At 52.0% G+C, this 19226-nt stretch carries 19 protein-coding genes; 14 read left to right on the top strand and 5 right to left on the bottom strand.

Going from position 1 to position 19226, the window contains the following annotated elements; genetic code table 11:
• Positions 1-5: 5 nt before the first annotated feature.
• The 4 genes from CWO84_RS15160 to CWO84_RS15145 all read right to left on the bottom strand — a co-directional run bounded on the left by CWO84_RS15160 (position 6) and on the right by CWO84_RS15145 (position 4823).
• Positions 6-3173 (bottom strand): hypothetical protein, encoded by a 3168-nt coding sequence (locus CWO84_RS15160; protein WP_101053576.1) that lies wholly within the window; start codon positions 3171-3173, stop codon positions 6-8.
• Between the two features lie 155 nt (positions 3174-3328).
• Positions 3329-3871, bottom strand: coding sequence for a HEPN domain-containing protein (locus tag CWO84_RS15155; protein WP_101053573.1), 543 nt, complete (start codon positions 3869-3871; stop codon positions 3329-3331).
• 86 nt (positions 3872-3957) lie between these two features.
• Complete coding sequence (locus tag CWO84_RS15150; RefSeq protein WP_101053571.1) at positions 3958-4158, bottom strand: hypothetical protein; 201 nt, start codon at positions 4156-4158, stop codon at positions 3958-3960.
• A complete protein-coding gene (locus tag CWO84_RS15145; RefSeq protein ID WP_101053569.1) occupies positions 4155-4823 on the bottom strand; it encodes a hypothetical protein in 669 nt (222 codons plus the stop codon). The genes CWO84_RS15150 and CWO84_RS15145 overlap by 4 nt, the downstream gene beginning before the upstream one ends.
• 412 nt (positions 4824-5235) lie before the next feature.
• On the opposite strand from CWO84_RS15145, the gene ssb reads away from it, so the two are divergent.
• The 10 genes from ssb (at position 5236) to CWO84_RS15095 (ending at position 14723) form a co-directional block, all read left to right on the top strand.
• Entirely contained in the window at positions 5236-5667 is a 432-nt protein-coding gene (gene ssb, locus CWO84_RS15140; protein WP_165786341.1) for a single-stranded DNA-binding protein, read from the top strand.
• Positions 5668-5810: 143 nt separating this feature from the next.
• Positions 5811-6860 (top strand): phage recombination protein Bet, encoded by a 1050-nt coding sequence (bet, locus tag CWO84_RS15135; RefSeq protein ID WP_101053567.1) that lies wholly within the window; start codon positions 5811-5813, stop codon positions 6858-6860.
• 96 nt (positions 6861-6956) lie between these two features.
• A complete protein-coding gene (locus CWO84_RS15130) occupies positions 6957-7292 on the top strand; it encodes a hypothetical protein (protein WP_101053565.1) in 336 nt (111 codons plus the stop codon).
• Positions 7289-8290: a lambda-exonuclease family protein gene (locus tag CWO84_RS15125; protein ID WP_101053563.1), complete on the top strand. Its 1002-nt coding sequence runs from the start codon at positions 7289-7291 to the stop codon at positions 8288-8290. The genes CWO84_RS15130 and CWO84_RS15125 overlap by 4 nt, the downstream gene beginning before the upstream one ends.
• A gap of 312 nt (positions 8291-8602) precedes the next feature.
• Positions 8603-8815 (top strand): hypothetical protein, encoded by a 213-nt coding sequence (locus CWO84_RS15120; RefSeq protein ID WP_101053561.1) that lies wholly within the window; start codon positions 8603-8605, stop codon positions 8813-8815.
• Between the two features lie 108 nt (positions 8816-8923).
• Complete coding sequence (locus CWO84_RS15115; RefSeq protein ID WP_101053559.1) at positions 8924-9865, top strand: MoxR family ATPase; 942 nt, start codon at positions 8924-8926, stop codon at positions 9863-9865.
• A gap of 2 nt (positions 9866-9867) precedes the next feature.
• A complete protein-coding gene (locus CWO84_RS15110; protein ID WP_101053557.1) occupies positions 9868-10620 on the top strand; it encodes a hypothetical protein in 753 nt (250 codons plus the stop codon).
• Between the two features lie 120 nt (positions 10621-10740).
• Positions 10741-11931, top strand: coding sequence for a DUF3150 domain-containing protein (locus CWO84_RS15105; RefSeq protein WP_101053555.1), 1191 nt, complete (start codon positions 10741-10743; stop codon positions 11929-11931).
• A gap of 85 nt (positions 11932-12016) precedes the next feature.
• On the top strand, positions 12017-13837 hold the full coding sequence (locus CWO84_RS15100) for a VWA domain-containing protein (RefSeq protein WP_101053553.1): 1821 nt from the start codon (positions 12017-12019) through the stop codon (positions 13835-13837).
• Positions 13838-14186: 349 nt separating this feature from the next.
• Entirely contained in the window at positions 14187-14723 is a 537-nt protein-coding gene (locus CWO84_RS15095) for a hypothetical protein (RefSeq protein WP_101053551.1), read from the top strand.
• On the opposite strand, the gene CWO84_RS15090 is transcribed toward CWO84_RS15095, so the two are convergent.
• Positions 14701-15078, bottom strand: a complete 378-nt coding sequence (locus tag CWO84_RS15090; protein WP_101053549.1) for a hypothetical protein — start codon at positions 15076-15078, stop codon at positions 14701-14703. The two genes, CWO84_RS15095 and CWO84_RS15090, sit on opposite strands and share 23 nt — an antisense overlap.
• Before the next feature lie 165 nt (positions 15079-15243).
• Between CWO84_RS15090 and CWO84_RS15085 the strand changes: the two genes are divergently transcribed.
• The 4 genes from CWO84_RS15085 to CWO84_RS25005 form a co-directional block, all read left to right on the top strand.
• Positions 15244-15906, top strand: a complete 663-nt coding sequence (locus CWO84_RS15085) for a hypothetical protein (protein WP_101053547.1) — start codon at positions 15244-15246, stop codon at positions 15904-15906.
• Positions 15907-16057: 151 nt separating this feature from the next.
• Positions 16058-16555: a hypothetical protein gene (locus tag CWO84_RS15080; protein ID WP_101053545.1), complete on the top strand. Its 498-nt coding sequence runs from the start codon at positions 16058-16060 to the stop codon at positions 16553-16555.
• 116 nt (positions 16556-16671) lie between these two features.
• Positions 16672-18435, top strand: a complete 1764-nt coding sequence (locus CWO84_RS15075) for a DUF4942 domain-containing protein (RefSeq protein ID WP_101053543.1) — start codon at positions 16672-16674, stop codon at positions 18433-18435.
• Between the two features lie 134 nt (positions 18436-18569).
• Positions 18570-19226: ATP-binding protein (locus CWO84_RS25005; protein ID WP_240618070.1), on the top strand; the 657-nt coding region annotated here is incomplete at its 3' end.

Here is a 19226-nt window from a genome sequence, read left to right as displayed (position 1 = left end):
GGTCATCACCCACTATGAAGGCTTTCTGTAACATGAGACAACAATGCCGGTAATGACAGCAAAACGTTGCCTTTACGTCGGCTAGAAGGTTGGACCTCAATTTCTCCTGCTGCACCGCTAGATGATGGTTGCACCCAACCGAAAGGATCCAATACCGGTTTAAAAACGCCGCCATCCGGTTGCTTTTCAGCTTCCAGGAAATGCAATCCTCGCAGAACCGCCAATAGACAATCACGGACGCCGTTGCCAGACCCTAAGAGATTTGAACGAACCCGTTCCCGCCACTCACTATTTTTCACCTGATAATCGGCGTCCCAAAAATAGGTACAAAAGCCCGATTGCGGCCTAGCGGCGTTGTCATTGCCGACAATAGCCAAAGTTGCAAAGGTATAGACCGGGATAAGTTGCTTGAGTACGCCATCGCCTTGATCAAAGGCAAATTCATCGTGGTCCGAAATGCGCACAGCTTCAAACGCCGATTCGGCTTTACTACGCGTACGGAGTCGGGTCGCTGGAAATACGTCTCGCCGCAGCATGTACAGACTAACATGGGGAAACTTACTAGCCACCTCGTCCAGAAATGCTGTTTGTGTATGTGGCGAATGCCGCTGTGCCGAACGATTGATACGCCGGTTACCGAAATGGCTAGACACCAGAATGATGTGTTCGTAACCCAGGGCTTGCAGCCTGGAAACTTCTTCAACGATGAGTTTTGGACTTTTAAATGAATCGCGTGTTTCCACAACATGGGTTTGCATACGGTCAAAAGACAGACGATAACCGACAGATGTTTCATTAACAGCTTCCGCAAGATAAGTTTTTGCTCGAAATATAAAGCCATCGGTATCATTGGTTTGCGGGTGATCATCGCAAGGTCGAGTGCTATAAACCAATGCGGCAACCTTATTAACCGACGGCAAGTTTTTGGTTGCAACAATCAGGGGAAATGCGGCCGATAATGCAAAAGCCGCCCCTCTGGCTTTGTAATGATGATTTAGCCCATCCGCCACGAGACCTTGCATTCGCACGGGAAGATCGCGCATCAATGCGGATTCGACGGCTTGTGAAATGGCATATATCCAATGATCTCCCTCATCCTTGGCCGCAGTTTTACCCTGCTGTTGAAAACGAACCATCAACGCCGGCATCCGTTTTCCGGCCTGGGAAACCAGCTTTTCAGTCAATACCTGAAGCACCACATAAATCAAAACAGTCATTGCTGTAGCTGCGGCGGCGCGATACTGCCGACTGTCTTCTTCGGAATATTTTGGATGGTTACGGTATTTCAAACGCTCGGGGTCGTACCAAATGTCGATCCCTGCGGGCATGAGCCACTGAGGCTCAATCTTGACTCGAGACAGCTTAGTTATAGGATTTTGATTTTCATCAACCCGGAATGGTCTCCAGGTAATATTCAACAGTTGACTGGGTAGCTCCCGGTGAATTTGAAAAATACTATTTTCATCGTCCCTTTCGGCCAAAGTCCTTTCGTTTAACTCCGTCCGAACACAAACCGAAAATAAGGCGTCAGGCACTTCCTCCGGTTTTCGAGCAATTTGAATATGTCTGAACCACTCAATATTTTCGGGTTGGCCTGATGCTGGCTTGATTAACGGATCGCGAACTCTACCCTTGGATCGCTCTATGGAAGACCAGTCCACCACGCTCTGCTGAACGACCAAATATAAATCATCAACTGATCGTTGCGCGTGAGCAATGACATTATTAGATTTGGTACGTAACAGGGCAACCAGTGTTTTGCTTAATTCCTTGACGTTGGGACTCCATAGGCTTAAATCATCCAGCATCGCAACAATTGCCGATTGGCCTTGCCCTCTCAATCGAATCGACAATTGCTGGGCTTCAGTTATCAAGTCTGATGATTGAATGCTGGGATTCAAAACCAGCCATAAAACGATAAGCTCGCTAAGATTTCTGCGCAATACAACCGGCGATATTTCATTACCGGAGTCATCAATAAGTATGTCACGCAGGCGATTAAGCCGGGCATCAAAAGCCGGTTCCATCTCACTACGCGGATCTTTGCCGTTCACGCGAAATCGATAACTCACTTCACGAACAACCGAAACGCCACGTGATTGTGGATCGACCCGACGCGACTCAAATAGTTGAGTATTCCACTCTGCCCAAACTGGCAGGCAGTTGTAGAACAACGCTTTAATCAGTTCGTCTGCAATGGAAAATTCCGCAGTCAACCCAAATGTACGTGTAAGATCAAAGTGCAGTGAATGGGGCGATTCTGGAGTTCCGTAATGCTCGAATAGCTGATTGACTCTATGAATATAATCAACAAATCGCCGATCATTGGCATGCTCTGATTTTGATTTTTGGGCAGCCAGACTATCCATAATCGCAAAGCTAACTCGCAACCGCACTCGAGACAACGCTTCGTCCTCAAGAAAATTCAAGAATCGAGTCACTTGGCTATCTTGTTTATCAAAGTCCTGCCGAAGCGTTTCAAGGAGTTTTTCTTGTTGAACACTATCAAACTCGTCGTCTCGATAAGCATGGGCATTTGAAATGCTGGATGCCATGCGATCCAGCCAATCTTCAGCTTGAATTTCTTCCTGGGCAGAGATCAAACGTGCAACATCTTTTTCGCGATCTTGTGCCGACCGGTCAGTTTTAGCAAATTCCATTGCTACTATTTGTGCCGGCAGTTCTTTAAGAAAATCTTTAATCCCCGTTAGTTTGGATAATGCTTCAAACGTCACCTCGGGGTCTTTAATCAACAGGCTATCGGCCGAAAGTTCGAGTTTCTCAATATCATCAACAATCAGGCGTTTTAATTTAATGATGGCCTGAGAGAGACCAGTGATATTGTCATGAAAAATTCGGCCGCCGAGTTTCGCGGTAAAGTTTTTAGGTGGATTAACTAAATCCCTCAGAAATCCACTATCGGGTGCTTGGCGGAATGCCTCACGAAACTCTTTTAGAGCAAGAAGCCGTCGAAGTATTCCGTATGTATTTATGCTGAGCCGGTGTTTTTCAGGATCAAACTTTAAAACAGACCAACCGAGTGGGTGACCGGAATCTTCACCAGATGGCGGAAAGACTTTCACCAAAAAATGAATGAGCGAACTGAGATCGGTGGATGGAATTTGCCCGCGCGCATGCACGGAGGCTCCACCTTGTTGGGCGGTTTGTGACATCGGCATTCTCCAAAATAGATTGACCTTTACTGGTCACATCGCCCTCTATGTCTGCCGAACAAAAGAGAACGGGATTATCTTTCTGTATTTGGGAGTTTATAGCACAAAGGGTGAGTTGCCCAATAAATTAGAGCAAAACGTTAATTCGGTAGCTATTAGAGATTCGCATCCAAATATGTATCCGTTGCTTTGACTAATTCTTTGATGAACCGAATGACTTTTTCGAGTTCGTCACGTCGTATCAAATGTGCTTGCGGTGCGCCATTGTTAATGGGTTTCGACCGATGAACGGCATCGCCTCGTTTAGAAATCCAGTCGTTTAGGGACTTTCGAGCTCGCTCAGGATCGGTATTGGCCCATGTCCAACCCAAGGTTACATCGATACCGACATACTCTAGGAAAAGGCGTTTGGTTTTGTCCGAGCTAGGATTATGAAATTGCTTGAGGTCTTGATGCAGCTTTTTGTGTATGAAGTCGCCGACATAACTGCCTGCCACAGCTCCCAAACGGATATTCATCGCTTCGGTTATGCGATCTTCGACATAAGTTTCCCAGGCAGTGAGCGCCATCACCAGACCTGCTCGTTTTAAAACCTCAGCGTTTGCCGGGGGCGGGTTGGTGTTGATTGCGTCGAAATGAGCTAGAAGCTCCTCAGCATCCTTAATTGAATAATCGAAAGCCTGCTTTGCTTGGGACATCCTTGAGCTCGAGAATAAAAAATAAAGTACTGATAGTACTGTATTGGTCGAAACTCTAACAACTAAGGAATTACTGATATGGTTTGCTAGCGTGGTTTATAGCCAATTGCCGCCAAGTTACTTCTAAGTTTTTGCGCAACAGCCAGCATACGATAAGCCTCCTCATCATCGATTGCGTTACTTCGAAAATCGGCAAATCCGGCTCGCTTTAAAAATTGCGCCAAATCCCAAGCCTCCTGTTCGGATAACGAAACACTCAGGCATATTTCACCCGGATTGGCGGTCATTGCACACCTGCTTTATCCGAGTCGGTCTCATCAACCACTGAATCCTCATCTTCGGAAAGTCGCTCTGGCTCATTCAACAGCCCTGATTCCTGCCGCGCTAACCGTACCTCATCACCATGCCCTTGAGCATACGCCGCCTGATGCGCATGCCGTTCCATCGTCACAATTTTATTGGCTAGCCGCTGCAACCGCTGCTGCCACTGAAGACGTGCATCAATGCAATGTTTGTTGGAAATGACCTGGCATAGCCACAAGGTGTCCATCACGATCATCAACTGATCCAGTAAACGAATCAACTCGACGAATTGCGCAATCTGCGGCGAGGCAATCTTGGCCACAAATTCCCTGGGGTGCGTGTAGGTCGGCGTTTCGGTGATGCCGTTGTCGGCCTTGAGTTTTTCCAGTCGCCTTTTTTCCTGCTGCAGTTGCTCCGCGCATTCGGTAATCATCTGGCTGACGAGGCTTTCGATTTCATCGACCGTTTCCTCTCGGCCTATGATGCGCAGGATCACGTCGATCGCGTACAACGACACCATCAACCGGTGGTAACTATTCCGAATCACGCGAATGGCTTGTTCGCTGTTGATGCTAAACGTACGCTCAAATATTGGTCGACTGATGGCGCGGCGCGGGGCTGGTTTAGGCTGTGGAGCTGTTTCGGACATGAGCGGTTCCCAAGTTTGATAAGTGGGCCGCGATCGTAAACCAGATTCTTTTTGGCCCTTCCGCAGCTGATGGCGTATTCGGCGTCAGCTGCAAGAGCCCTTCAAAACATTTCTGCTTCAATACCCGTCAACGGAATCGGTTGGCCATCAGCCTCCCGATTCTTCTCAGACTTTCTCGGCGGGTCTTTCAAGATCGCCTTGATCCGACTTCGGTCGGCGTTCCGCTTTTAAGCGGCGACGGTGGTTTTCCATCGGCGTGTCAGGTGCGTCAAGCCTGATGTGACTATTGATTGTGTTTACCCTGCCGGGCGTCTCGATTCCCAGCGGGGATTCGACGGCCGGCATTCCCATCGCCGCGCCGCTGGGTATTGTTATCTTTGAGTCGGGCGCGGCCGACAGGAGGAATGTCATCATGGCCAATCGCGGCGTGAACAAAGTCATCTTGCTGGGCCGGCTTGGCGCCGATCCGGATGTTCGCTTTATGCCAAACAACGGCGGCAAAGTCGTCGCCGTCCGTTTGGCAACCAGCGAAGTCTGGAACGATCCTAAAAACGGCAAACAGGAACGGACCGAATGGCATCGGGTGGTGTTTTTCAAAAAACTCGCCGATACCGCCGAACAGTATTTGCACAAAGGCAGTCAGATCTACATCGAAGGCCGTTTGCGTACCCAGCAATGGGGCCAAGCGAATGACAAACGATACCGTACTGAAATCGCCGCCTTTGAATTGCAGATGCTGGATCGCCCTAATGCATCGGCAACCGCCACCAGTTCGTCATCATCTCCAGCGGCGCCCGAAGATGCCGATTGGAATGACGACTACAGCGATATGCCCATGCATTAAGTCATGGTTCGCCAATTATTGGCGTTCGTGGATATAACGTTTACACCGCCGATCCGTTTCAGGCTTCGGTATTTGAACCCCAAGGGGAATTCCATTCCCCGGCGGGCGATGGCGTTCCCTTTTTTTATTGAAGGAGACCCACCATGAGCCAAAACAACCGCAACAATTTACCCAAAACCCGTGACTTGCCGATGCCGGCAGTTGTCCAGCAAAGCTATGGTTTGTCGGAGCAATCCTGGAAAGTGTTGACCGAAGTCACCTTTCCGACCGCCAAAACTCCGGAAGCCATTCTGATGGCGCTGGATTATTGCAAGGCCCGCAAGCTCGACATCTTCAAAAAGCCGGTGCATATCGTGCCGATGTGGAGTGCCGCTTTAGGCCGCAATGTCGAAACCGTCTGGCCGTCCATCATGGAAATCCAGACCACCGCGTCGCGAACCGGCGTTTGGGCTGGCATGGACAGACCCGTCTGGGGACCTGATGTCACCAAAACCTTTACCGGTCGCTACAAAGACGACAACGAGCAATGGCAGGAATCCAGTGTCACCGTGACCTTTCCCGAATGGGTGGCGGTTACTGTGTACCGGATCGTCGGCGGTAAACGCTGCGCTTTTACCGAGGAAGTCTATTGGCTGGAAGCCTACAGCACGGCCGGCGGTAAAAACTCGCAAGTGCCGACCGCGATGTGGATCAAACGTCCCAAGGGGCAATTGGCCAAATGCGGTAAAGCAGCTTCACTAAGGGCAGCATTTCCGGAGGAATGCGGTTATGCGGCCGAGGAAATGGATGGCAAAGCGCTCGACGATATTGTCGACGGTTCGGTGATAGATGGCGAAGTGACGCATTGGAAAACCGATGTTGGCCATGCTGATGATCGGTTTACCGGAGCATCCGAGCCTACACCGCACGTGATCGACCTGTCGCAAATCCATCCCAAGGTACAAAAAGCGGTCGCAGAGTTGGTTAGACGGACTGCGGCGGCAGGCGCCTGGAAAGCGGCCTACGACTATGCCAATCAGAAGTTTAAAGGCATCGATCTGACGTTTGCTTTGGCTGAGTTGGACAAGGTATCGCAATTTGAACCCAAGGCAACACAAGCCCTGGAACAAACCGAAAACACTGGCATGCCACCCTTGTCAGCGAAAGACATGGCGATGAACCAAGCCCGTCAAACTCTGGGGCACGCAGCTTAAAACACTGTCATCCCTAATTCTTTAACCACCCACGAGGGCGTCATGATTCGCCCACGGGGTAGGACATGACGCTCTTGCTTTTTATCAGGAGAGGTCATGAACACAAACGATCAATCATTGAACCGCGTGCCCTGTCATACCGACTGGCAACGTTACGATTCCCCCACGGTATTTCGCCGTCACGGCCGTGGTTTTCTGGAACGCCTGTGGCGACCCCAGGCCAACGAACCGAACCCGCAGCCCTTGAGCCAACCGGAACTGACAACACTTGCCGAGAGTTTTGGCGGTGTGTGTCTGCCGGCGCAAGACGAACTGCTGTTGCTGTTCGGCGATGGCCATTGGGCCCGGCGTTGCCAGACCCAGTTGCACAAGCTCGGTATCGAGTCGGTGCGCTTCGGTTGCCAAGTGCAGTTGACCGGATTTTCGCGATGAAGGTCATCGACGTTTCGCAACGTTCAGCCGCCTGGCGGCAATGGCGGTCACAAGGCCTCAGTGCCAGCGAAGCGGCCATCGTCATGAACCGTTCGCCTTACAAAACCCCCTGGCGACTCTGGGCGGAGAAAACCAGCCTGGTGCTGGAAGCCAACCTGGACAACAACCCGTTGATCCGCGCCGGCATCCAGCAAGAACCCGAAGCCTTACAACGTTTCGAAGACAAGCGTGATGTACTGTTGTTACCGCTGTGCGGCGAGTCGGAACAGTATCCGTTGATGCGTGCTTCTTTCGATGGCTTATCCGACGCGAATGAACCCGTGGAAATCAAATGCCCGCACGAGACCACGTTTTTGGATGTACTGTTGAATCAGGAAGCCTCGGCCGCCTATCAGTTGTATTGGTGCCAGGTGCAACAGCAACTGCTGGTGTCTGAAGCGCAACGCGGCTTTTTGTTTTTCTACCACCAAGGCCAGGACATCGAGTTCGAGATTCAGCGCGATGAGGTTTTTCTCACCGAGTTGGTCGATACCGCGATGGATTTTTGGTCGGCGGTCAAATCGAAAAAGGAACCGCCTAAGGATCCCGAACGCGATTTGTACATTCCGCACGGCGAGGTGGAGCTCCAATGGCAACAACTGGCGGCAACCTATCGGCAACGAGCGTTGACCATCCTGGATCTGAAAAGCCAAATCAACCAGTTGGAGGATGAGCAGTCGCGCATTGAAGACACCTTGGTGGCGTTGATGGGCGATTACTTGGCTGCCGAGCATTCCGGGTTGCGTATCAGCCGTTTTCAAAGCCAGGGTGCCATCGATTACAAGGCGGCACTCCAAGCCTTGCAACCGGATGTTCAGGCTTCGAAGCTCGATGTCTATCGAAAACCGTCGGCCACGCGAGTCCGTGTGACCTGCCGGGACGACGACGGTAAACACGCCGAAGTCCCGTTCGATGCCCAAGCCTTGAAAGACCTGGCTGGCGTGGACTTTTGGTTTTAAGGGTTCGTTTCAAGACATCCTGTAACCCTCGTGGTTACGGGATGTTCATTGATTGACGTCATGATTGATTCGGTTCGGGCATGTCGGTTTTGGGGTGGGCTTTTAAAAAAGTCCAACCCAAAACCCGCATCGTTCAGGCATTCCCTTCGTGGAATCCCGAATCCGGTTTCGACCGGCGTTCCGTTGTTAAGCGGCATGAGCGTTTGTCTCGTGTGCCAGGTGCGTCAAGCCTGGTGATTTTAGTTTGTCCCGTTGGGGTTCATCACCCTCACGGGACCCGATGACCCCTTTTATCTATTGAAGGAGGTCATTATGAATCAAGACTTTTGGAAAACATTGCATGGCTGGTTGCACGTTGCCCATAGCAACGATATTCAGGCCAAAAAACGTTTGCTGCTGGAACTGCACCGTCAACTATCGGACCCTGGCTTGAGAAGAGACATTCAGCGCATCCTGCGTTTGATGGATCGGGAGCTATTGGCCCGTGCCGAATGGGCGATGTACTGCATCATGCAATTGCGTTAATTTTTTATCGGCCCTGGTTTGCCAGGGTTTTAATCACCCGTTGGGGCTCATTACCCCTCGGGGCGGTGCGCCCCTTGTCATTTGAGGCTAGTCCTCGAGGAGCTCACCATGTATCAATCTTATTCCATTGCCGATACCTTCGGCATTCCGGCCCCGGCCTCTATGAAAGTAGAAGGCTTTACACCCGGACAAAATGCCTATGTGCCGACGCAAAAGCCCTATGTGTTTCGTAAGGATCACTTGCGCGACGTGCTGGCGTTTTTAGGCGCGCATAACGGCGATGGCTTATACCTGACCGGTCCGACCGGTTCCGGTAAAACCTCGTTGTTGGAGCAAGTCGCGGCGCGTCTCTATTGGGGTGTGCATTCGGTTACCGGTCACGGTCGACTGGAACTCAATGACCTGCTGGGACAGTATATGCTGGTCGACGGCGGCGCGATGAAGTGGATCGACGGTCCCTTGACCCTGGCGGTTCGCCTGGGACATGTGCTGTTGCTCAACGAAATCGACGCTATTGATCCGGCCGAACTCATTGGTCTGAATGAAATCGTCGAAGGCAAGCCGTTGACGATTCCGCAGACCGGAGATGTGATTGCCCCGCATCCCAAGTTTCGTTTGGTGGCCACCGGCAATAGTGCCGGATCGGGTGACCAATCGGGTTTGTACCAAGGGGTGTTGCGGCAAAACCTCGCTTTTCTGGATCGGTTCCGCTTGATGGAAGTCGGTTACCCGGAACCCGAGGATGAAATGAAACTGCTGGCCGATGTCGTGCCGACCATGCCGGAATCGGTACGGGAAAGCATGATCAAAGTCGCCAACCAGATTCGTAAAGTCTTCATCGGCGGTGCGGACGGCGGAGGCATGTTGTCGGTGACGTTATCGACACGCGGTTTAGTGCGCTGGGCAACCTTGGTGGCGACCTTCAAAAGTGCCCCGAATGCCCTCGCCTATTCGCTGGATCGAGCCTTGACCTTCCGTGCCGAACCCGCCGAACGCGAAGCGATTCATCGCATCGCCAAGGATGTGTTCGGTGACGATTGGGCGGTGTAGCCATGGCCGTGTGGAGTTTGTTCCGCTATCGCAATAGTGATGGCAGTTCCAAAGACTGGGCGGTCACCACAAATGCCGATGGTTCAATCTCGACGCGTTGGGGCAAGACAGCTTCACGTCTGCCGAGCATCAATACGCGAACCGGGATTCGCCAGCACGATATCGAACGGCAAAAACAGGCCAAGGGCTATGTGTTTGTCGGCGAAGTCGAAATCGATGCCGACGGCAACATCCGGTTACCCCGGTCCACTACGATGGCCGCTTCCTCGCCCATGCCTAGCGGAAACCCGCCGGTCCCTCTCGACAAGCTGTATTGGCATGTCGATTGTCGCGCCGGACACGTTACCTTGCTAGACATGGGTATCGCACTACGGCGCTGGTTGGGCGATCTGGGAAGCTGGTCTCAGACTCAAGGACTTGCCGTAAGCGACTGGTCCGGTTGGCAGCGGCTAATCGATGCCAGTCTGGGCGAGGACGCCTTCGATCTCAGCGGGCAAATCCACCTCGAACACGGGGTTTTGCCCTGGCTGTGGTTGATGGCCTTGAAGCACGCTGCCTATCCCGGCGTTTCGGTCGGTATTGCCACCGAAAGCGGCCGTGACGTGTCGGCAGAGCTGAAAGCCGAAACGGCGGTATTGGCGTTATTCGATACCGACGTCGAGGCCATACGGCCGTTGGCAGAAAACTTGGGTCTATTGAAACCCAGGCTCGATCTGGCGTTGGCCATGGCCGATCAAACTGATCACTGGTTTTGATTGGCTTAAGGCCAAGCCGTTTAGTCCTGTGTCGGGTTCGATGCAGGTATTTTTAACATTCACCCGGAAGGGGCCATTCGCCCCTCGGGGTCGGTGTGCCTTCTTCCACAGGAGGTTCACATGACACAAACTCAACTTATTTTAGATCAAGTAGTCTTGGTCAAAGTCGACGCCACGATTTACGGCGCGCGTAAGAAGCTCAACAAGGAGGATCTGGTCCTAGCCGACGGTAGCAAGTTGCCGCCGGAGGATTTGGCCAGTTTGGGCTCGAAGCGCTTGCTCGATCCGGACCGTCTATCGGTGTTCAACCGTCTGAAAAAGGAAGCCGAACGCATTTGCTTGCGCGTCGGGACCCGATTTCTCGGCGGCTTCATCGTGCCGGTCGCGGCAGCGGCGCAGGTCACGGCGGAACTGGATCGGATCGCCGGGGACTTTGCTCAGGCACGGGCCGAGTTTCTGGATGGCTACGATGGTGCGGTACAAGACTGGATGGTCAAACATCCGGAATTTGCCTGCATCATCGAGAAAGCCATCGACTCGGTGGCCTTGGTCGCTACCCGCTTGACCTTTGATTATCTGGTGGTGTCGGTGGCCTTACCCGAACAGTTGCCAAAAGTGGAGGTCGAACGCCTGGAAAGCAAAATCGGTTCGTTGAGCGAGCAGATGTTCCATGAAATTGCGGTGGACGCCAACTTGCTGGTCGAACAATCGTTGCTCGGCAAGGAACAAGTCACCCGCAACGCGCTCAGGCCGATCAAACGCATCCGCGACAAACTCGATGGCTTGAGTTTTTTGGATCATCGCGTAGCGCCGGTGGTAACGACCATTGACGACTTGCTCGGCAAAATCCCGAATCGGGGTTCAATCGAGGGCAGTCTGCTGCAGGAGATTCTCGCCACGGCAATGTTGCTGGCCGATCCGGATAAAACCCGGCGGCACGGTGAAGGCTTATTGGCGGCGCAGGTGCCGACAATCGAGACCGATGCTGATGTTGAGGTTGAAGAAACCCTCGATCAAACGGAGGCCGAGCCATCTGTACGATCAGCATCAGCACCTGTCATCGCTGTGACCGTTGCAGACAATCCGGATTTTACCGATCTGTTTGATGGCATCTTTGATGATGAACTCGGTTCGGAATTGGCAACGAATGACTGGACGTTGGAGGTCTTGCTGGATCAGCACCAGTCCAATCTGGAAACCAGTCACGGTGCCGAAGAAGATCATGATTCGAACCACGCGACGGAACCGGCAACGGTGCCTGCGGGAGACGATGAAGATGCGGACGATTCCGACCAGGACTACTGGTTCTGATCGGACGCCATTTAACACTTCACCCACTGGGGCAAAGTCATGTCCCTCTGGGGTCGTGGTTTGCCCCTAACTTTTGGAGCACACCATGAAAAATAGAACCTTACACAACGCATTCCCCATCGTTGCGGCGGCCATTGGCAATCGCTTTGGTGTCAAAGTCAGTGTCGGGGGTGATCAAGCCTATACCGATGGAAAATCGATTCAGCTACCGGCCTATGAAGGCGACGATCCGGATTATCAGGATATTGCCTGGGGCCTGTTAGCCCACGAGGCGGCGCATATTCGCTATTCGGATTTTGCGCTGCGCTTTGGGCATTCGGTATTACGTCGGCGGCTTTGCAACGCGATTGAAGATGTTCGCATCGAGCATGAATTGGCCAAGGACTTTCCGGGTACGCGACTGACGATTCGCACGGTGATCGAAAAGATGATTGCCAAAGGCGACTTTGTCGCCAGCCGTATCGACGATCATCCGGCCAATATTCTGTACAGCTATGTCTTGAAAAGCTTGCGTGCCAGGGTATTGGGTCAGTCGGCGTTACGGCCGTTGGTCGAGGAAACTGAAACCGCTTTGAAGGCAACGTTTCCTATCGGCGCAGTGACGCGATTAAAGGGTTTGCTGTCCGACGTGCCGGAGGGCTTGCAATCGGAGTCCGATTGCCTGCAGTTGACCGATCGCATCCTGACCATGATTGAGCAGGAGCTCGAGCAACAACGGCAACGTAATCAGGCACGGCCATCGGCAGATGAGGACACACCGCCTGAATCGGATGATACGGATCAAGATAGTGAATCAGCCAATTCGGAAGATTCGAATGGCTCTGATTCCGAAGATGATATGGAACACGATCAAGGTTTACCTGCGGATAATGACGACAAACAGTCTTCAGAATCCGGTGATAACGATGATTCCAATCCGGAAAATCCTGACGATGACCCCAGTACGCAGACAGAAAATTCTTCATCCAACCCGCAAGGGGATAACGAAGAGAGCACGGAGATTGCAGACCCGATGGGCGTCTTGCAAACCCTGTTGTCCGCCGGCGACGGTGACATCGAACAAGACCTGTTTGAATCCCTTAAATCAGCCTTGTCGTTGGCGGCGGAAAACGTGTCAGAACTGCTAATGCCCAGTGGCCACGAGCCACCCATGGACGAGCGGGCCGGTGCGTTTTTACTGCGCAAGGTGCAAGGCGAATCGGGGAAAATCCGCGCCGCTTTACAAGGCTTGGTGCAGTCGCAAACCCTCAACCGCTCGCAACATGCGTGTCGTGGACGGCGGATGGATGGCAAGCGTTTACACCGCTTACCACTCGGCGAAACCAAGCTGTTTCAACGCAAGCAAACCAAAGCGTCACCCAATACTGCAATTCATCTGCTACTCGATAAATCCGAAAGCATGGGTTACCAAGTGACTGATAGCCAAGGCCAACCCATCGGATCGCGTATGCCGATTGCGTTGGAAGCCACCTTGGCACTGGCCTTGGCCTTTGAAGGTATTCCAGGCGTCAATCCTGGCGTGACCGCGTTTCCTGGGAGTCAGGATGATTCGGTATTTCGCTTGCTGGAGCATGGCCAACGCGTGAATGCCCGCACCGGTACCTTTTCGCTGGGGGCAAGCGGCAGTACGCCGATGACCGAAGCGATTTGGTTTGGTGCAGCGTCACTGCTGCGATGCTGGGAGCCGCGCAAAGTGTTGATGGTCATGACCGATGGTCAACCCAACGATACTTTGAGCACGCTCGATATTTTGCAGCGCTGCCGGGATAGCGGTATTGAAACCGTCGGCGTGGGATTGGGATTGGATGTCAATCATCTATTCCCGATTGCCATCACCATTAACGATCTTTCAGAGTTGAGAGCGCAATTGTTCGAACTTTCGAAAGCGGTGTTGTTGGCGGCGTAATCCTCAGTTCGTTATCCGTAGCCCAATCCTTGGCTCAATGCCTTGGATTGTGGCTATGGGTAGCTGATTGCAACCACAGTTTGTCGAATGCACTCACTTCCTGGAGCCCATTCGACAGACAGACATTTCATGTGTTCTTTTCGAAGAATGCTGAATCCGACTTCGGTCGGCGTTCCGTCTTTAGACGGCGAGCACGTTAAGCCGTGATCGTGTCGGGTGCGTTAAGCCCGATGTTAATCGCAGTTTGCCCTGGCAAATTGTCTGCAATTCATCCCACTTCGGGCGACCATCGCCCGGCCGGGTGCTGTTCATTCGAAGTGTTTTCTTACATTTTTAAAGGAGAACTTCAATGAACTTTATTTTCGGCATCATTATTTTGGCGATGTTCATCCTCGCCTTGCGGGTGATTTGGGCAACAGCATTGCAATTGTTGAATGCGTTGAAATACGTAACTCAAACGTTTAACCGGTATCGTGCGCAGCGTTTGGCACGACACCGGCTACCGGTCATCATGCCTCAAATCCGTCATGAGATGGATTGGGTGGCCATGTCCGATTCGGTACGTCAGGATATTCAGAGTCGCAATCGTGAAACCAATCGCGAACTGGAGCGCTTGGAAATTCAATATCAAGCCAAACAGAAAACAATCAAACTCTACGAGGCGGATATTGAAATCGCCAAACTGGAGCGAGAGCTATTGAAAATCAAACCGACGATTGTCTCGGTGGAAACCGAGGCTAAACCCCGTCGGCGGTCTAAAAAAGTGAGCGAATCAGATTTGGTGAATGACAAAACCACCAAAACCGCCCAACAGGTTTTTCAATTGCGGGAAGCGCTGAAAGGTAACGCCAATGCGTTACCGGTTAATCAGCAAGCCCGCCATTGAATACCCGCAACGTGATTCCAGTTGCCGTATTGATACGGCGAACTGGAATCTCGTATTGATTCGATTCATCAGCAAATACCCAGCTGCCCTCGGGCAATAACGACAACAAATCGTTCTGGGTTTCCCGACGAATTTGTCGAATCTTGTTTAGAAACGGCCAGGCTTGTTCAGGATTATCAATCCGCTTGAGCACGTCGGCTTCCAAAACATCCAATTTTTGGAAAATTTGTTGGCAATGTCGAACGACTTTTAGTGGTTCGTCGACCGGAATCGCCATCGGTTTTTTCGTTGGAATCAGCTCCTCTGTCCGCTTCGGACCGAGGAAATCAAAAATGCGCAAAATATCGTCAATCATGGCTTTTTCTCTGCTTTTTAATGAGTTTTAGCCACCATATACCGATTTTTTCGCGAATTCAACCCCGCTGCGCAAGCCGATTTTCGGCTTTATTCAGCGACTTTACCCTTGCAGGAACTTCATCCTGCCGTGTGGTCGTTCCTGCATTTTTTGGAGAACATGACCATGAAAACAATCAACCAACCCATCGTTGGCACAACCGCTGTCGAAAACAGCACGGTTCGCTATCTGAATCAGTACCGCTGCCCTTACTGCCAAACCGAATGGGAGGATGTGTGGGATTGCGGCTGTAACGATCGCTGTCCGGACTGCAACAAGGAGATCGAGCCTTATGAAAGCGCATTGATCGAGGGTGAATCGGTGGAAACCGAATTGCCAGACGAAAAACCCGCCTCAGCCAATGTCACGGCGGCGACTGTGAATCGGTTCTTCGTAGTCTCCTACGAAATCGACTATGTGCATAGGGTGTCGGTCGGTATCACCGCGGATAGTCCCGAAGCGGCTCAACAACTTGCCGAGCAGGCATTCAACGATGCCAGCATTTGGGATGACACCGCGGCAATGCCGTTATTATCCGACGAATACCTTGAGTCGGGCGATGAAAGCTTGGTCTGGGAATGCGTGGCCGTTGAACAATGGCCGGAACCGGATCATTCGGTTCGGCAATTGAAGAAAGAGCAAGCGGCGATGCGGGTTTGCCGGGGATTGGTTGAAGCCTATCAACAAGGCGAAGCCAACGGCGGCAGTGTCGATTGGGAAAATTTAGATCAGTTAATCCCTCTGGCCTTACAAGCCTTGGGAAAACCTGTACTGGAGATCCAATCCTGAAAAGTGCGCGCGGTGTTTAAGCGCGCAATTTGCAAAAACCTGAGTTAGCCACGTCATTCTATTCGGCACTCATTTTTATCCATCCACACGGGAATGTCCTATTCCCGCTGGGGAATCGTGATGTTTCCGTATTTTTATTGAGGACAACATCATGACACAAGTCTTTGAACACACCTTTGGCACGGGTCATTGCATTCGCTATCAGCGTTTGCCATCCGGCACCTGTTATCACGCCGACACACCAGAACCGGTAGTCGAGTTGTTGGAACAGCTTCGCCATAGCCGGCGCAAAATTCGGGTTTATTACGGCGATACCCAAACCGGTCAGTCGTGGCTTGATGAGCACGATGTCATCGGCTGGATCGGTCGCTCGACCGGCACAATTAAAGTGCCGTTGTTGATCGAACCCGGCGATATTGGTGGTCCGGCGTTGCTGGATCAGTGCATCGTTCGCATTGATAGCCCACGCCGGGTGCTTTACCAACACGACGATTTTCGGGTTGGCGAGGTGGAACTGATCAGAGGTGAACTTAACCGCTTGCCTTGGGAAATCTGGATCGACGGCAGCGTGCATGCCCGGTTCAAGATAAAAACCGAAGCCCGGCAGTATCAGGACTTCATTCAAGGCAAACGGTTCGCGTTGATCTGATGCGCCGTTTTCATTTTTGACACTCGGTTAAGCCGAGTTTTTTCACACTACCCCTGCGGGATGATTCTATCCCGCCAGGGATAAATCGGTCGTCAGGGGCTTTTTTGGAGAATACCATGACAGACCCTTATCAATATTATCCCACGCCAGAAGCCTTGAGCCGTAAAGCCTGGGCGATGTTCAAGAACACCCGTTTCGTCCGGATCCTGGAACCCTCTGCCGGCGAAGGGCATTTACTCAAAGCCAAGCCTAGCGATCATTACCAACGCTTGTCGATCGATTGCATTGAAATCGATATTCGCAAGCACGCGGTTCTGCGCGATGAAGGCTATGCGGTGATAGGCATGGATTTTCTGCAGTTTCAAAGCGGCAGTGTCTATTCGCACATCATCATGAATCCGCCGTTTGCCGACGGGGCCAAGCACGTGTTGAAGGCTTGGGAGATCTTGTTCGACGGTGAAATCGTCGCCATCCTTAATGCCGAAACCGTACGCAATCCATTTTCGAAAGAACGCCAGCTGTTATTGCGTTTGATCGAGCGGCACGGCGAGGTCGAGTATCTGCCAGAAATGTTCGCCGGCGAGGATGCCGAACGCAAAACACCGGTCGAGGTGGCCTTGGTCTGGTTGAACAAAACCTCAACTTTTGAGCAGGACATACTCGGCAGTATTCTGGATGATTTGCGCCAGGATCGTCGAGAGGCCGACGATTTAGCCGGTGAGTTTCAACTGCCCAACGAGTTGGCTTTACCAAACGCCTTCATCGACAACGCGGTACTGATGTTCAATGCCGCGGTCGAAGCCGCGCGACAGGCCGTGATCAGTGAAGCCCGAGCCAGTCGTTATCGGGCCATGCTGGGTAAAACCCTCGGCGAACTGAGCGGTGGCGGTATCAGTAGTGAAGACGAGTCGTCTTCGGATGCGGTGAAGCGGACGCTGTTTAAACGCTATCACGATCTGAAGAATCGGGCCTGGACCTGCATTTTACGCTCGACGCAGGTCACATCACGCTTGTCATCGGCGGCGCAGAAACGCTTGGAATCGGATTTCGAAACGGTGAAGTCCTTGGAATTTGCCGTACCGAATATCTATGGCTTTCTGCAAGGCATCATCGATCAGCAAGGTGAAATTCAACTGAGCATGGTCTGCGATGTATTCGATCTGATCACCCGCTATGTCAGCGATAACGCGGTGTTTTACATGGGCTGGAAATCCAACGACAAACATCGCACGTTGGGGATGCGGATCAAAACCACGCGCTTCATTCTGCCGGGTCATGGCTCGAGTTCTTACCAGAAAGGTTTGAACTGGGAATCGGAACGGCTGCTGGCCGACTTCGACAAGGTGTTCGCTTTGCTCGACGGCAAGACCGAAGCGGACGTGAGTTTAGTGTCGGTGTTTCGGCAGCATTTTCACGCGCTTCGGGTAGGACAACGGATTGGTGGCAGTTACTTTGACGTTCGCTATTATCCCGGCGTCGGTACCATCCACTTTTTTCCGAAAAGCAAAATCTTGATCGATCGAATGAACCGTTGGGTCGGCCGCCAGCGCCGCTGGTTACCACCTGTAGATATGCAAGCCGGAAAAGGGTTTTGGCAGCAGTTCGAACAGGCGGAAGCGTTCGATAAGGCGTTTCATACCGAAGTGAACAAGAAGTGCAAACGCGATGGCCGAGCTATCCGATTCGATCCCTTTTGGGCGATCAAGCACGGTGGGGAATCGGAACGGGAAAAAGGCCATGACCTGTTAACCCAAGCAATGAGCACGGTACTCGCCAGTCGGGGTATCGATCCCGATGCGGTGTTGGAAAACGAGCAATCCAGCTTGCTGGAATGGGCGGGGCCTTTACCATCTTCTACTGATCTGGCGTTGGCATCGTAATTCGATGTTGGGCCGTTCTTTAACTTAATCACTGGCCAATCCAGTATCACCCACCTCGGGGAGATGATCTGTTCTCCCCGTCGGGGTTGGACTATGTCATGTCCTTGGGGCATTTTTATACCCGGAGATAACACATGAACACACAAAACAACGAACTCGCGATGAAAGTCAACCAAGCCAACTTGGTCAAAAGTCTACGCTTCAGTTTCACCAACAAAACCACGGTCCTGGGCGAGCTGATCCAAAATGCTCGCCGGGCCAATGCGGCCATGGTGGTGATTAACTTTTGCCCTGAAACCAAAACCCTTCAAGTTTTGGATGATGGCTACGGCATCGAATCGATGGCAACACTACTAACAGTAGCCGAATCCGGCTGGAATGCGGATGTGGTTGCCCATGAGCATCCGTTCGGAATTGGCTTTCTCTCGGCTCTGTTTGCCTGTCGGCGAATCAGCGTCACCAGCAAAAGTGGCTCGATTGACGTCGAAACTGACCACATTCTGGCATTTAAGCCGGTGACGATCACACCCGTCCAAGACTGGAACGGTATTACCCGTATTACATTGCAGGATGTGGAGTTGGAAATGGGGCAAATTGCCACCACGCTGAAACGCTTGGTGCGCGGTTTTCCCATTCCCGTGCTGTTCAATGAGCAATTGCTGGAACGTATATGCGCGCTGGATAGCGGATTGACTTTTGTTGACACTGAGATTGGCGCGATTTATCTGCATGGCATGGAGCAACCCAATGGGGCGCAATATGAGTTCGATGTCTACCTGCAGGGTTTACCT

The organism is Methylomonas sp. Kb3, from assembly GCF_002834115.1.
GTDB lineage: Bacteria > Pseudomonadota > Gammaproteobacteria > Methylococcales > Methylomonadaceae > Methylomonas > Methylomonas defluvii.
This window is presented reverse-complemented; position numbering and strand designations above follow the sequence as displayed.